At 44.5% G+C, this 14,571-nt stretch carries 12 protein-coding genes; 8 read left to right on the top strand and 4 right to left on the bottom strand.

The genetic code is table 11. The features are described 5' to 3' along the window. Positions 1 to 63: 63 nt before the first annotated feature. The 3 genes from INQ51_RS15695 to INQ51_RS15685 all read left to right on the top strand — a co-directional run bounded on the left by INQ51_RS15695 (position 64) and on the right by INQ51_RS15685 (position 2,615). On the top strand, positions 64 to 414 hold the full coding sequence (locus INQ51_RS15695) for a four helix bundle protein (protein ID WP_233378902.1): 351 nt from the start codon (positions 64 to 66) through the stop codon (positions 412 to 414). Positions 415 to 451: 37 nt separating this feature from the next. Then, positions 452 to 1,573, top strand: a complete 1,122-nt coding sequence (locus tag INQ51_RS15690) for an ABC transporter permease (protein ID WP_233378901.1) — start codon at positions 452 to 454, stop codon at positions 1,571 to 1,573. A 268-nt stretch (positions 1,574 to 1,841) separates the two neighbouring features. Then, positions 1,842 to 2,615 (top strand): class I SAM-dependent methyltransferase, encoded by a 774-nt coding sequence (locus tag INQ51_RS15685; RefSeq protein ID WP_233378900.1) that lies wholly within the window; start codon positions 1,842 to 1,844, stop codon positions 2,613 to 2,615. A gap of 78 nt (positions 2,616 to 2,693) precedes the next feature. Here the strand turns inward: INQ51_RS15685 and INQ51_RS15680 are convergent, their stop codons facing one another. Next, the gene (locus INQ51_RS15680) at positions 2,694 to 3,314 is read right to left on the bottom strand and encodes a MarC family protein (RefSeq protein WP_233378899.1); all 621 of its coding nucleotides are present in this window, start codon (positions 3,312 to 3,314) and stop codon (positions 2,694 to 2,696) included. A 218-nt stretch (positions 3,315 to 3,532) separates the two neighbouring features. Here INQ51_RS15680 and INQ51_RS15675 point away from each other — a divergent pair, with 218 nt between their 5' ends. From INQ51_RS15675 to INQ51_RS15665, 3 genes are all read left to right on the top strand, one after another. Beyond that, on the top strand, positions 3,533 to 4,570 hold the full coding sequence (locus INQ51_RS15675; protein ID WP_233378898.1) for an AI-2E family transporter: 1,038 nt from the start codon (positions 3,533 to 3,535) through the stop codon (positions 4,568 to 4,570). A gap of 36 nt (positions 4,571 to 4,606) precedes the next feature. Then, positions 4,607 to 5,221 (top strand): carboxymuconolactone decarboxylase family protein, encoded by a 615-nt coding sequence (locus tag INQ51_RS15670; protein WP_233378897.1) that lies wholly within the window; start codon positions 4,607 to 4,609, stop codon positions 5,219 to 5,221. Positions 5,222 to 5,711: 490 nt separating this feature from the next. Beyond that, the gene (locus INQ51_RS15665; RefSeq protein ID WP_233378896.1) at positions 5,712 to 7,166 is read left to right on the top strand and encodes an aminoacyl-histidine dipeptidase; all 1,455 of its coding nucleotides are present in this window, start codon (positions 5,712 to 5,714) and stop codon (positions 7,164 to 7,166) included. 720 nt (positions 7,167 to 7,886) lie between these two features. On the opposite strand, the gene INQ51_RS15660 is transcribed toward INQ51_RS15665, so the two are convergent. The 3 genes from INQ51_RS15660 to INQ51_RS15650 form a co-directional block, all read right to left on the bottom strand. Continuing rightward, entirely contained in the window at positions 7,887 to 9,077 is a 1,191-nt protein-coding gene (locus INQ51_RS15660; RefSeq protein WP_233378895.1) for an SGNH/GDSL hydrolase family protein, read from the bottom strand. 292 nt (positions 9,078 to 9,369) lie between these two features. After that, positions 9,370 to 9,942: a nitroreductase gene (locus INQ51_RS15655; RefSeq protein WP_233378894.1), complete on the bottom strand. Its 573-nt coding sequence runs from the start codon at positions 9,940 to 9,942 to the stop codon at positions 9,370 to 9,372. 340 nt (positions 9,943 to 10,282) lie between these two features. Beyond that, on the bottom strand, positions 10,283 to 11,725 hold the full coding sequence (locus INQ51_RS15650; RefSeq protein ID WP_233378893.1) for an arginine decarboxylase: 1,443 nt from the start codon (positions 11,723 to 11,725) through the stop codon (positions 10,283 to 10,285). Between the two features lie 401 nt (positions 11,726 to 12,126). Between INQ51_RS15650 and INQ51_RS15645 the strand changes: the two genes are divergently transcribed. Both INQ51_RS15645 and nspC read left to right on the top strand, forming a co-directional pair. Continuing rightward, a complete protein-coding gene (locus tag INQ51_RS15645) occupies positions 12,127 to 13,320 on the top strand; it encodes a saccharopine dehydrogenase family protein (RefSeq protein WP_233378892.1) in 1,194 nt (397 codons plus the stop codon). 106 nt (positions 13,321 to 13,426) lie between these two features. Further along, a complete protein-coding gene (gene nspC, locus INQ51_RS15640; protein WP_233378891.1) occupies positions 13,427 to 14,563 on the top strand; it encodes a carboxynorspermidine decarboxylase in 1,137 nt (378 codons plus the stop codon). The last annotated feature ends 8 nt before the right edge of the window (positions 14,564 to 14,571 follow it).

Below are 14,571 nucleotides of genomic sequence, written 5' to 3'. Positions count from 1 at the left end.
TTATTAGCTACAAGCTGCAAGTTTCTATGATAGAACACAATAGTAACCTTAAAACAATAAATGATGAAAGACTTTAAACACCTGAAAATATGGCAAAAAGGAATCAACCTGGTGGTTGACATATACAAGACATCTCAAAATTTCCCGTCTGAAGAATTGTATGGACTGACATCTCAAATGAGACGTTCAGCTGTATCAATACCCTCCAATATTGCCGAAGGTTCCGGAAGAAACTCAGACAAAGATTTTAGCAGATTCCTTGATATTTCGTTGGGCTCTTCATTCGAACTTGAAACACAAATTATTATTGCGCACAAACTTTCATTCATTAACGACGAGAAATTCAACGAACTGACACACGATGTTCAAGAAGAACAAAAAATGATTACAGGCTTACAAAAAAGTTTAAAATAGACTTGTAGCTTGTAGCTAATAACTTGGGGCTTTCTGCATGAAAACAATAAAATACATATTACAAAAAGAATTCCGGCAGATATTCCGGAACCGCACCATGTTGCCGATGATTTTTGGAGTGCCGCTGCTGCAAATGCTGGTGCTTGTTTTTGCGGCCACTTTCGACATGAAAAAGATCGACATGGTAGTGGTGGACAAAGACCTTTCGGAAACCTCGCGCGAATTGATTGCCAAATTCGACGGCATCCCGTTTTTCCATCTCGAAACCGCTGTTCCGGACGAAAGCTTTGGAGAAGACATGCTGCTGACCGACGACGCGGATGTGGTGCTGGTAATCCCTCCCAGTATGGAACGCAACCTGGTACGCGATGACAAGGCCCAAATTCAACTGCTGGTAAATGCCATCGACGGAAATACAGCACAACTCATATTTTCATACTCGGCCCAAATAATAGGCAACTTCAATAAAAACCTGGTGGCGGAATGGAAAGGACTTCCCAGTTTTACGCCACCAACAGAAATTTCGATTACAGAAAATTACTGGTACAATTCGGAACTCGATTACAAGTGGTACATGGCACCGGGAATCCTGGCAATACTGGTAACCATTATCGGAATGTTTATGTCGGGGATGAACCTGGTACGCGAAAAAGAAGTGGGCACCATTGAGCAACTCAATGTAACACCGGTAAAAAAATACCAGTTTATTATCGGCAAGCTGGTACCGTTCTGGCTCATCGCCCTTTTCGATCTTGCGTTCGGACTGTTCATCGCCTGGCTCGTTTTCGACCTCCCGATTGTTGGCAGTCTTTGGCTGCTCTTTGGCTTGGCCAGCGTTTACCTGATCAGCGTGCTCGGCCTTGGGCTTTTTATCTCAACCGTTAGCGACACCCAGCAACAGGTAATGTTCATCAGCTTTTTCTTTATGATGATCTTTATTCTGATGGGCGGAATTTTCACCCCCGTTGAAAGCATGCCGCATTGGGCCCAAATGCTCGACCGCGCCAATCCCATTTATTACTTTATGCGGATTATGCGGCACGTGGTGCTCAAAGGTTCAGGCTTTTTTGATCTGCTGGAAGAATTTGTTTCACTGCTAATCCTCGGAACCATTTTTCTGAGCCTCGCCATTTGGAGATACAGGAAAACAGCCAGATAAATGGCTTCAATCTTAACATAAGAAAACCAGGAAAAAGAAATATTTAACAAAAGATATTTCTATCTTTGCTGCGTCTAAAAACATTGGATGTCTAAAATTAAGAAGGATTTGGTGAAGTAAATAACTTTGGAGTTTTTCCAAGGTTATCCCTTATTTGAACCCGGACTTATTCCTGTTCGGGGCATTTTACATTTTTTATTTTTATAAGCAACCGAAGCAATCATTTAACAAAAACGTATGCTTCTTATACACATTAATTTTAAACACCATGAGTAACGAAAATAAATCAATCCACGAATTCGACTTACAGCTAATCTGCGAATATTTCACCCATGTAGAACGCCAGGGCCCGGGAAGCCCCGAAGTAACCCAAAAGGCCCTGAGTTTTGTTGAAGGCCTCACTCCCCAATCGCGCATGGCCGATATCGGTTGCGGAACCGGCGGCCAGACAATGGTTTTGGCAGCGCACACTTCAGGACAGATTACCGGGGTTGACCTCTTTCCCCAATTTATCGATCTGTTCAACGCAAACGCGCGCAAAACCAAGGTTCAGAACCGCGTAAAAGGCATCGTTGGGTCCATGGACAATCTTGCGTTTCAGAACGAGGAACTGGATCTGATCTGGTCGGAAGGCGCCATTTACAACATTGGCTTTGAACGGGGACTCAACGAATGGCGAAAGTTTCTGAAAACCGGTGGATACATTGCCGTTTCAGAAGTTTCGTGGTTTACCGATGAACGGCCACGCGAAATCGAGGATTTTTGGATGGATGCCTACCCGCAAATAGACACGATTCCGAAAAAAGCAGCACAAATGCAGAACGCCGGTTACATTCCGGTGGCTACTTTTATTCTGCCCGATAACTGCTGGACCGAGCATTTCTACGCACCGCAGGCAGTTGCTGATGAAATCTTCCTGAAAAAGTACGCAGGGAATAAAACAGCCGAAGAATTTATTGCCAACCAACGGCACGAGAAGCAACTGTACCACAAATACAAGGCTTTTTACGGCTATGTATTTTACATTGGCAAGAAGATCTAAAAAATAATCCGAGGATTGTTCTGAATCATCAGGACAATCCTTTTTTCTACTTATTAAGTGCTGAAGCAGTATTCGAAACTACGTTGCAAGACCAAACCCCAACTTTATTCCTTCTATCAGCATTCCACTTCCAATAATGGCAAGGATAAGCCCCATAATCTTTCCGATAACCGCAATTAAGTTTTGCCCCACTTTCTTAACAATCACCTCACTTAGGGTAAAAGCCAGGTAGGTTAGATAAATGATCAAGGCAAACAAAATAATAACAATAGCAATGTGCAGGAAATTGGCTTTTGTAACAAAATTCATGGCCGTAACAATGGTTCCGGGTCCAGCCAATATGGGAATGGCCAGCGGGGAAATGGCAATGCTACCTTCTTCTTCCTTACTTTCAGCGTTATGTACTTTCGACTTCTGCGACATAAGCATTTCAAAACCAATGTAGAAAATCAGAATTCCACCGGTGATTTTAAACGCAGGAATGGTGATGCCAAAAATCTGGAAAATGTATTTCCCCATTACTACAAATGTCGCTACGATAATAAACGCCGTAACAGTGGATGTTTTGGCAATTCTACGTTTTGCTTTTTCATCTTCACCTTCCACGAGACCCAAAAAAATGGGCGTATTGGCAAGTGGATTCATAACAGCAAAGAAACCGGTAAAAACAGTAAGAGAGAACGTAAGATATTCATTCATAATGCACCATGTTTATCGTTCTCTAAAGTTACTACAATACCTGGAAAATAATAAGACCATGCAAAAAGCCGGCAAAGTATATCGGGTATTCGGAGCCGGTTAATCGGTTTGTCAATAACTATTTTGGAGTACCCACCCAACGAAAAATACAAATCCACCAGACACTCTTCCCTGTTCTTCAGAAATCATTTGTATTTTGGCTTTCTAAACTACGCTCTATGGAAACCAGCAAAAAGATCTACATTTTTCTGATTCTTGTAATCGCCGTAATTGTTTGTATTTACGCACAGACGATCATTATCCCTTTTGTACTGGCCGTTTTATTTTGGTTCCTGATCCGGGTCATTAAGAAACTGCTTTCAAGGGTAAAGTTCATTGGTCGCCTGCCACGCTGGATACTCACGCTTTTCTCGACACTGGTTTTGATAGGCTTTTTGGTGCTGATCGTCACGATGATCTCCAGCAACATTGCCCAGCTGTCCAAAACCTTGCCTTTGTACGAAGCCAATGTGAAGAACATCACCGGAAAAATCAACCAAACGTTTAACATCGACCTGGTTTCGGTTTTGGGAGATTTCTCCAAAGACATCAAATTCGGAGCTATATTATCGTCGCTGCTTTCAACACTAACCGGGCTTTTTGGCAACGCCTTTACGGTGCTGCTTTACCTTCTTTTTATTTTGCTCGAAGAACCCATCTTCCCCAAAAAGCTGCGGGCCATGTACCCCGATGATAAAAAATTCCAACACATGAACGACCTCGTTAACAAAATAGATCACTCCATCGGTAACTATATTGCGCTGAAAACCCTCACCAGCATTATTACCGGCGTGCTCAGTTATGTGGCCCTGCTTTTTATCGGTGTAGATGCACCCTTGTTCTGGGCATTTCTGATTTTCATTCTGAATTTTATCCCCACCATCGGTTCGCTGATCGCCACCGCTTTCCCTACCCTCTTTGCTGTTTTGCAATTTGGCGAACTGGGTCCGGGCTTGTGGGTATTGGCCGTAGTGGGTGCCATCCAGATGGTGGTCGGAAACCTGCTGGAACCCCGTCTGATGGGAAACTCATTAAACATTAGCCCGCTGGTGGTTTTTCTTACGCTGGCTATCTGGGGAATGATCTGGGGAATTTCCGGAATGTTGCTGAGCGTTCCGATAACCGTAATTCTGATCATCATTATGTCTGAATTTCCGGGAACCAAACCGTTTGCCATTCTCCTCAGCCAAAACGGCATAGTGAACGACCGGGAGTAAACACTTATTTTTCACCTATTTATTTTGCTATAAACTATGAAACAGCCACTTGTGCATCCAAAATCCGGCGCGTCGGATCCCGAATTGCAAAAACTGATTGAGTTTTACGAAGAAACCCTTGGCTTTTGCCCCAACAGTGTAAAAACCATGCATCACCGCCCGGCAATTGCCTATGCTTTTATTGAGCTCAACAAAGCTGTAATGGAAAACCAAGGCAGGGTTAGCAGTGCATTAAAACGAATGATCGCCTACATCAGCAGCAATACTGCCGGGTGTCGCTATTGTCAGGCCCATGCCATTCGGGCGGCCGAGAGATACGGTGCAGAGCAAGAGCAAATGAACAATATTTGGGAGTACCGCACACACGCATCGTTCTCGGAGGCTGAAAGAGCCGCGCTTGATTTTGCTTTCGCGGCTTCTACTGTTCCGAATTCGGTAAGCGACGAAATTGCCGAAAACCTCAGAGAACACTGGGAAGAAGGCGAAATTGTGGAAATAACAGGAGTGGTTGCCTTGTTTGGCTACCTCAACCGCTGGAACGATTCCATGGGAACCGAAATAGAAACCGGAGCCATTGAATCGGGCGAAAAACATTTGGGGAAGCGGGGCTGGAATACCGGCAAACACAGTTATGCCAAAGAAATTGGCTAAAAGATTACGGGTAGTCTTGCATATTAAAACAAGTAACCGGAGAAGAGGTGATTCTTTATCAATGCCAGGCTGAGATGGCTATGCCAGTCGGCCTCGTCCGTCAGCTGACGGACGAAAAATCAGTGAGGACGGCGTTAAAAATCGTCCTTGTTTGAGCGAGCGACGAGCGAGTTTGGACGATTTAGCCGTGCGAACGCCAATTTTTCGTGCGAAGCGGACGCAGCCTTGTCCCGATAGCTATCGGGATTGCTTCGTTTTTTGGTTCAAGCCAAAAAATGAAGTGGGGTTTGGGGCAAAGCCCCGATGTTCGTTGTATTGAAACATCGTGAGAATGATTATTTTTCGACATTCTCAGCAAGTACAGACCAAGCAAGACAAGCATAAAAGTTAAAAGCAATTTCACTGACAGTTATGCTGAATAATCCCATTTTTTATCCATTTTATTGTACCTTCAACTGATTTTTTAAAACCAGACAGAAATAACTTATTCATGAAAACATTGTCGCAACTCACACCCCAGCCCCTGTTTGATTATTTCGAAGCCATTTGCCAGGTTCCAAGGCCTTCAAAAAAAGAGGAAAAGATCAGGCAGTTTCTGCTCAATTTTGCGTCTCAAAACGGCTTGGAAAGTAAAACCGACGCTATCGGAAATGTCTTGATCTTAAAACCAGCCACCCCCGGAAGAGAAAATTCGCCCACCGTGATTCTGCAAACGCACATGGACATGGTTTGCGAAAAAAATTCGGACAAGGTTTTTGATTTCGAAAACGACGCCATTGAACCGATGGTGGTGGATGGCTGGGTAAAAGCCAACGGAACAACGCTGGGAGCCGACTGCGGCATTGGAATAGCTGCCCAGCTGGCGGTGCTTACTTCCACCGAAATACAACACGGGCCCATTGAATGCCTGATCACAGTGGACGAAGAAACCGGTTTAACCGGTGCTTTTGAACTTCAACCGGGCTTTTTGAGTGGCGATATTTTACTCAATCTTGATTCGGAAGACGAAGGCGAACTTTTTATCGGTTGCGCCGGCGGTGTAGATACCATCGCTGTTTTTGATTACCGGGCAGAAGAAGTTCCGGCCAACTCCGTTGCTTTGAAGATTTCTGTCGCAGGTTTATTGGGCGGTCACTCGGGTGACGACATCCACAAAAACCGTGGAAATGCCAACAAGATTCTCAACCGCTTTTTGTGGAAATTCTCCCGCGATTTTAATGCCCGGCTTGCCGATTTTAACGGAGGAAACCTTCGCAACGCTATTGCCCGCGAGGCTTTTGGCATTGTAACCGTTCCTGCCGATAAACAAAAGGAAGTGCTGGCCGCTTTTGATACGCTTTCTGCCGCCATCAAAAATGAATTTGAATTTGCCGAAAGCAAGCTTCAGCTAAATTGCGAAGAAGTGAGTCTTTCCAAAACGGTGATTGACACTGACACACAATCGAACCTGCTAAATGCCGTTTATGCTTGTCCGCATGGCGTGCTGGAAATGAGTTCGCGCATGGAAGGAATGGTGGAAACATCCTCCAACCTGGCGTCGGTGAAGTTCCTGGATGACAATCAGATTTTGGTAACCACCAGCCAGCGCAGCGAAATTGAAAGCCGGAAATATTATGCGGCCGAAACCATCGAATCGGTTTTCAAACTGGCCGGAGCCAAGGTAAGCCATACCGACGGTTATCCGGGTTGGGCACCCAATCCAACTTCAGACGTATTGAAAATAACGGTTGATTCCTACAAAAAACTATTTGCCACCGAACCCATTGTGCGTTCGATCCACGCCGGACTCGAATGTGGTTTGTTCCTCGAAAAATATCCGCACCTCGACATGGTTTCCTTTGGCCCCACCATCCGCGGAGCCCACTCTCCCGACGAACGGCTGGACATTGAAACCACCGGTAAATTCTGGAAACACCTGGTGGATGTTCTTGAAAATATCAAATAATACCCGTTTCCTTTTCATTTTTTCGGATGAATGTTTAGCCCGCTTTTCTGCTTCACCCCGGTAGTGGGACGAAGCAGAAAAGTTGAGGTCTGAAAAATACGACTGAACCTGCGCTGAACTTGTGCAAGGGCATGCCTTTGTATTTGATACGGGCGCTTGCCTCTGCTCCGCTGCAGGCAAATGTTATCGTTCGGAATGATGCCGCTGGTGCTTGGCAGCACTTTGCAAGTGTTACATTGTCCTGCCGTTGATGCGCGGCAACCAAATGTTGGTTTACAAACCCCTGCCGCTGATGCGAGGCAACACTCTGCAAGCGTTACAAAGTATGAATATCACATCACAACAAAAGGTGCAGCGCACCAAGCATATTTGTAGTTCGGTGGATAGAGAAAGAGAAACAAAAGGTGCAGCGCACCCAAAATACTTGTAGTTAAGCGGATATAGAAACGCGAACACAGGTGCAGCGCACCGCTGACATTATTTTTTATAAAGAAAAACAGGCTCTCGCCAATTACAAAATCCCGGAAGGATTGAATGTCTGTAAAAACGAATTATCACGTTTAAAAGATCCGACTCCAGCCGGAGTCGAATTGCTTTTCAATGCGTCTTGAGCTACCAACATTTGAATCCTCCGGATTCCTTCCGCTCATTCAAATATAGAGCGATAAAATACGGCCAGCTGATTACTGATTGAAAAAAGATAGATCAAGCCAGTCTGAATTATTTTTTATTGAAGTAGAAATACCTTATTACGCATTTGTTTCCTGTGCTTTCGGGATTTCGTTCAGCGGTCGTACGTATTTGCAGCATGTGTTTTCGGTTTTTCAGGCCACTCTCCAGGGTAAAATACCAGGGCAGATAAAGACTTTTGCTCCACCGGGTAAACAAATCCTGCTTCTGCCAGGGCTGATCATCAATGCTGTATTCGATAATTCCGGCATCGGGTCCGGCGGCAACCGCAATCCCTACGGCGTTTCCTTCAAATGCAAATTTGATGATCTTGCCGGGGTACTCGCCCACCAACATCGGTACATCCACATAATTCGGCCTTGTGTCTTTCCCGTTTTCCGGCTGCCAGTTTTCCACCAGCGTCCAGCCTTTAACCGGCTTCGGCGGATTGGGAAGTATCAGCACTCCGTTGTCGTAACAAGATGCGTCCAAAGGTTCCGGAAAATCATGTGTAGCCACTTGCTTTCCTGTAAAATCACGGCTAAAGGCATCTTCCAAAAACCGGATGATCGATCGTGCATAAATTCCCTGTCCGAACGGTGAAGGATGCAAATCAACAAAATCCTTCTCCCACTCAAACTCACCGGCATCAATACGTTCGGTAACTTCTTTTGCCAGGTTAATACTTGAAACCTTGTAATGACCCGCTACTTGTTCGTGCAACCGAATTACTTCGGGGATATTTCCTGAACGGTAATCCTCCATCTTCCCGGGATCGACAAAATGCATCATTATCACATCGCATGCGGGATTGGCTTTTCGTGCACGGCGTACAATTCCCTCTATTCCCCTGATGATCTCATCGGCGGTTCTTCCATTGGTATCGTCGTTTACAGCCGCTTCTTCAAAAAGCAGGTCCACCGGCCCGTTTTTCAGGACATCACGTTCAAAACGAAACGCGCCGGGTGTAGATCCCATCGAAGGTATTCCGGCCGCAATAAAATCAAAATCGGTTTCAGGAAACTTCTGTTGCAGGTAATTACAAACCGAATCGCGCCATCCCGGGTTAAAAGTTATGGAGCCACCCAAAAAGGCAACCCGTCCTTTTTTCTCGTTTTGAAACTTCAGAAATGAATTTTGAAGCGACTCCCGGTGAGTGTGGTAGTCCGCAGAATTTAAACCCTGCGCCAACAATACCTGACCAACAACCAGCAGTGCAATGCTCAGAACCAATTTTCTCATTGTTCAGTTTTAAAGTAAAGCTTGGTAATTTCCGGGAAAGTTAATGAAATATTTTGTGCGCTTGCCTGTGCCTCATTTAATGGGTGTACTACAAATTTCCCTCACTACTGAATCTCTGTGGTACTCTGTGCATTTTCTTTGTGGCGCTCTGTGTTTAGAAGTTAAAGTAACCACAGAGCGTCACAGAGTTCTTCACAGAGATACATGAAGTTTTTGCTATTTCTTTTGTTCTGAAACAAAAGGGAATCTGTCTTGCTCTCTCATTTAATTGAAAAGAGGACTAACGTCGCTGCTACTTCCATTCGATATTGGGTGCCTGGTCTCTCCGCCCCGGCGAAGGATAATCCATCATCACCTCACCGACATAAAAAAATCCAAGCATTTTTTGTCCGAGTTGAAGTTCGAGGATTTCGTCAAACAGCTCCACAAAACCGGGAGTGGCCCAAAATGCTCCCAAGCCTTTTTCTGTAGCTGTTAGCCACATATTTTGCACGGCCATTGAAACAGCGGCCACTTCTTCCCACTCGGGCAAACGTTTAGCCGGGTCTATTTGTACAATAGTGGCTATTGCCACGGGTACTTTTTGCAGGTTCCCGACAAATTTGGCTACTTTCTCTTCGGCCACCGGATAGCCCTCCGCACGCTTGGCTTCCAGAATACTGCCACAGTTCTCAGCCAGTTTCTGCTTCGACTCCCCGGTGTAAATTTTAAACCGCCAGGGTTCTGTTTTCTTGTGGTTCGGTGCCCACGAAGCATTCTCCAGCAGCTCTTCAATGACTTCTTTGGAAATCTCCTTTTTCATCAGCATACCGGGTGGCGTTGCCCGTCGGGCCTTTATAATCTCTGAAATGGAATTGTAATTCATAATAAAGTTAGTTGAAAACAGAAAAACACGGTACCGGTAAAAAAGTTGCAAATAAAGAAAATTCTTAAACTTGACTATCCCCGTGGCAGAGCCAAGGACATTACGCCAACTTTATTTCCGCAAATAGCTTAAAATCGAATTTTCTTTACTTCACCCCTCTGTCACCCGTCTGTTGACGGATGACATCTCCCCTGAAACTCAGGGGAGAATATAAGGATACCCCGTGGCAAGCCACGAGGTATTATTTAATTAAAGGACAAAACATCACCTGGTCGGGACCTTTCTTTGCCCAACTATTTCTCGATTCAACTAACTGAATGAATATTACCAGAAGGAGACCTTAGACTGGCTTATCCAGGCCCTTTTTTTCCTCCATTTCTTTTGCATAACCCAGGATTTTGAACATATCCTGTGCCGACTGCTCGTTCCGGTAAACAAAGTCGATAATGTTCCCTTTCTCGTCACGATCGATAATTACGTGCTTTGGAGAAGGAATCAGACAGTGTTTAATACCGCCGTAACCGCTGATCGCATCCTGGTAGGCTCCCGTGTGGAAGAAACCAAGGTAAAGCGGTTCTTTGTCGTTATCGGAATACGAAGGCAGCAAAACCTCCTGGTTAAAGTCTTCCGAGTTGTAGTAATCCGAGTGGTCGCAACTGATACCGCCAATGTTGGCCCGTTTGTATTCGTTGTTCCACTTATTAATGGGAAGAAGAATAAACTTCTCGAAAATTGACCAGGCATCCGGGATGGTATTCATCAAACTGTTGTTGATGATGTACCAGCTTTCCGTATCGTTTTGTTGCTTTTGCTCCAGCACTTCAAAAATAATCGCTCCACTTTCGCCCACCGTGTATTTACCAAACTCGGTAAAAATATCGGGCTCATGAAGGTTTTCGTTTTCGCAGGCAGTTTTGATGTTTGAAACAATTTCCTTGATCATGTACTCGTAATCGTACTCAAAACCAAGGTGGTTGCGAATCGGGAATCCTCCGCCCAGGTTGAACGAATCCAGGCTATCACATTGTTTTTTCAGGTCGATGTACAACTTCAGTGCTTTCTGGAATTCACCCCAGTAATAAAGACTGTCTTTGATTCCCGAATCAACAAAAAAGTGAAGCATCTTCAATTCGATGTTCTTCTTGTCTTTGATTCTTTCATTAAAGAAGTCGAGAATCTGCGTATGACGAATTCCCAAACGCGAGGTATAATAAGCCGACTGGGATTCTTCGTTGATCGCCATGCGGATACCGATTTTCACCTTCTCGCCGTTGGCCAGTTTTTCAATGCGGGTTAGCTCATTGATACTGTCGAGTACAATAATATTGTTCTTAAAACCAAGCTTTTGCAGCGAAAGAATTTTCGTCAGGTACTCTTCGGTTTTGTATCCGTTGTGCACAATAATACGGTTCTTATCTATTTTCTTTTCATGAAACAGATACAGAATCAGATCAATGTCGTACGAAGAGGAAGTCTCGAGGTTGACGTTGTGTTTCAGGGCCTCGGCAACCACATGCGAAAAGTGGTTACATTTGGTACAATAGCAGTAGAAATACCGCCCCCTGTAGTTGCTTTTCTTTATGGCCTTGTTAAAAAGGTTTCGTGCCTTTTTGATTTGATCACCGATCTTCGGCAGGTATATGAACCTAAACGGTGTCCCGTACTTTTTAATCAGATATTTTAAAGAGATACCGTGAAAAGTCAGGTAGTTGTCTCTTAAATCAAAGCCTTCCTGCGGAAAGTAGTAGCTTTGTTCAATCAAATCAAAATAGCTATTCTTCATTTTACGTAACCATAAAGAGTTTATTCGTTTTTATTTTGACCGCAAATAAAATCATTTTTCCCGAGAATTATTGAGCAGAGTCTGAAAAATTAAAATATGAACTTCATAAACATAAAACAAGGTCTTTCTCAAATATAAAAACCTGATATTCAACACAAATAAAAAACAACCAAAACTTCACATTCCGTCGCAACAGCAATTTATAACAACTTCATTTCACTTTCAACTTATTCTTCCATTAATTTCCCTCTTTAATTTATTTCGTTCATTCCCGAATGGGTGAATTTGGCATCAAAAAAAATATTTAATTTGCCCCCTGCTTGGAATAAATCCGAAGGATCGTTCAGGCATTCAATTAAAGTTCAGTATTTTTAATGGAATTTTTTAAACAGAAGATTACGATGAGTAAAGTTTTAATAATCGGAGCCGGGGGTGTTGGCCGCGTTGTTGCCAGTAAATGTGCCGACAATCCGGAAGTTTTTTCAGAAATTTTGCTGGCCAGCCGTACAAAGTCGAAATGCGATGTAATTGCAAAAGAAGTAGGCAAAGGCCGCATACAAACCGCGCAACTGGATGCTGACAATGTAGCAGAAACCGTTGCCCTGATTAAATCTTTCCAACCGGAACTCGTTATTAACGTGGCGCTTCCTTACCAGGACCTGCCCATTATGGATGCCTGTCTGGAAACCGGCGTTAACTACCTCGACACCGCCAACTACGAGCCCAAAGACGAAGCTAAGTTTGAGTACAGCTGGCAATGGGCTTACCACGATCGCTTCAAAGAAAAAGGGATCATGGCAGTACTGGGTTGTGGATTCGATCCGGGGGTAACCAGCATTTACACGGCTTATGCAGCCAAACATCATTTTGATGAAATGCACTACCTGGACATTGTTGACTGCAACGGCGGCGACCACGGCAAAGCATTTGCCACCAATTTCAACCCTGAAATTAATATCCGTGAGATAACGCAAAATGGCCGCTACTGGGAAAACGGTCAGTGGGTTGAAACCAAACCGTTTGAAATTAAAAAAGCATTGAACTACCCGAATATCGGTGCACGTAATTCGTATGTTCTTTATCACGAAGAGCTGGAGTCGTTGACCAAAAATTTCCCGAGTTTGAAACGCGCCCGTTTCTGGATGACTTTTGGCGACGAATACCTTACTCACCTGCGTGTGATTCAAAACATTGGCATGTCACGCATCGATCCGGTTAAATACAAGGGAATTGACATTATTCCGCTGGAGTTCTTAAAAGAAGTACTTCCGAACCCGGGCGATCTGGGCGATAACTACACCGGCGAAACTTCGATTGGTTGCCGCATTAAAGGTGTTAAAGACGGACAGGAAAAATCGTACTACGTTTGGAACAACTGCAGCCACCAGAAAGCTTTTGAAGAAACAGGTACACAAGGCGTTTCTTACACCACAGGTGTTCCTGCCATGCTGGGAGCCATGATGGTGCTTACCGGAAAATGGAAAGGCGAAGGCGTATTCAACGTTGAAGAATTCGATCCGGATCCGTTCATGGAACGCATCGGAGAATTCGGACTTCCGTGGCAGGAAGAAATAAACGGCGATCTGGAACTTTAATATAAGATGCAAGCTTCGAGCCCCGAGTCAAAAGCTTGGGGCTTTTTTCTATCCATTCTGATCGGCTTCACTTTTGCCTTTTTACTTTACACTTAAAATTGAAACATTGAATTACCAAGAAATTCCCTCCCCGGCTTTTGTGCTGGACGAAAAATTACTGAGGAAAAACCTCGAACTCATCAACCGGGTGCAAAACGAAGCCGGGATTGAAATTATCCTCGCATTTAAAGGTTTTGCCATGTGGAGCGCTTTCCCGCTGGTAAGAGAGTACCTGAAAGGCGCCACAGCCAGTTCGCTCAACGAAGCAAGGCTTTGCTTCGAGGAAATGCAGACGCGCGCACACACCTATTCGCCAGTTTATCTCGAAAACGAGTTTGAAGAGTTAATGGAATACAGCAGCCACATTGTTTTTAACTCCTTCAGGCAATTTGAAAAATACTACGCACAAACCTTACAGGCCGATCATAAAATATCGTGTGGAATTCGTGTAAACCCCGAATTTTCGGATGTTGCCACCGATCTTTACAATCCAAGTGCTGCGGGATCGCGCTTGGGAGTGGGCATCGAAAATATGCCGGATGAACTGCCTGAAGGAATCGAAGGTATTCACTTCCACGTTTTGTGTGAATCGGATTCCTACAGTCTGGAGAGAGTGCTGGAGAAATTCGAAGCCAACTTTGGCAAATACCTGCACAAAGTTAAATGGGTGAACATGGGCGGCGGTCATTTAATGACACGCAAAGGCTACGATCACGCCCACCTGATCAACCTGCTGAAAACCTTCCGCGAAAAATACGACGTGACAGTTATACTGGAACCGGGAAGCGCCATTGCCTGGGAAACCGGGGTGCTTGTTTCCACCATTCAGGACATTGTGGAGCACAAGGGAGTAAAAACAGCCATCCTGGATGTTTCGTTTACCGCGCACATGCCCGACACGCTGGAAATGCCTTACCGTCCGAAAATAATAGGTGCAAGCGACCTAACAAATGAAAGCAAACACCTTTACCGTTTAGGCGGCGGAAGTTGCCTGGCCGGAGATTTTATGGAAGCTTATGATTTTGGCCACGAACTCCAAATTGGCGAACAACTGGTATTTCTGGATATGATTCATTACACCATGGTAAAAACCACCATGTTCAACGGGGTCAATCACCCGGCCATTGCTATTTGGACTGAAAACGATGAGCTGAAAATCGTTCGGAAATTTTCATACCACGATTTTAAATCCCGGCTTTCGTAAAATCAATA

It is taken from the genome of Maribellus sp. CM-23 (genome assembly GCF_021354595.1).
In the GTDB taxonomy this organism is placed as follows: Bacteria; Bacteroidota; Bacteroidia; order Bacteroidales; family Prolixibacteraceae; genus Draconibacterium.
Note: the sequence above shows the minus strand (reverse complement) of the source record. Positions and strands in the feature narration are given on the sequence as shown.

Coding starts and splice junctions, on each gene's coding strand:
- INQ51_RS15695 (WP_233378902.1), top strand. CDS start 64: ATGAAAGACTTTAAACACCTGAAAATATGGCAAAAAGGAATCAACCTG.
- INQ51_RS15690 (WP_233378901.1), top strand. CDS start 452: ATGAAAACAATAAAATACATATTACAAAAAGAATTCCGGCAGATATTC.
- INQ51_RS15685 (WP_233378900.1), top strand. CDS start 1,842: ATGAGTAACGAAAATAAATCAATCCACGAATTCGACTTACAGCTAATC.
- INQ51_RS15680 (WP_233378899.1), bottom strand. CDS start 3,314: ATGAATGAATATCTTACGTTCTCTCTTACTGTTTTTACCGGTTTCTTT.
- INQ51_RS15675 (WP_233378898.1), top strand. CDS start 3,533: ATGGAAACCAGCAAAAAGATCTACATTTTTCTGATTCTTGTAATCGCC.
- INQ51_RS15670 (WP_233378897.1), top strand. CDS start 4,607: ATGAAACAGCCACTTGTGCATCCAAAATCCGGCGCGTCGGATCCCGAA.
- INQ51_RS15665 (WP_233378896.1), top strand. CDS start 5,712: ATGAAAACATTGTCGCAACTCACACCCCAGCCCCTGTTTGATTATTTC.
- INQ51_RS15660 (WP_233378895.1), bottom strand. CDS start 9,077: ATGAGAAAATTGGTTCTGAGCATTGCACTGCTGGTTGTTGGTCAGGTA.
- INQ51_RS15655 (WP_233378894.1), bottom strand. CDS start 9,942: ATGAATTACAATTCCATTTCAGAGATTATAAAGGCCCGACGGGCAACG.
- INQ51_RS15650 (WP_233378893.1), bottom strand. CDS start 11,725: ATGAAGAATAGCTATTTTGATTTGATTGAACAAAGCTACTACTTTCCG.
- INQ51_RS15645 (WP_233378892.1), top strand. CDS start 12,127: ATGAGTAAAGTTTTAATAATCGGAGCCGGGGGTGTTGGCCGCGTTGTT.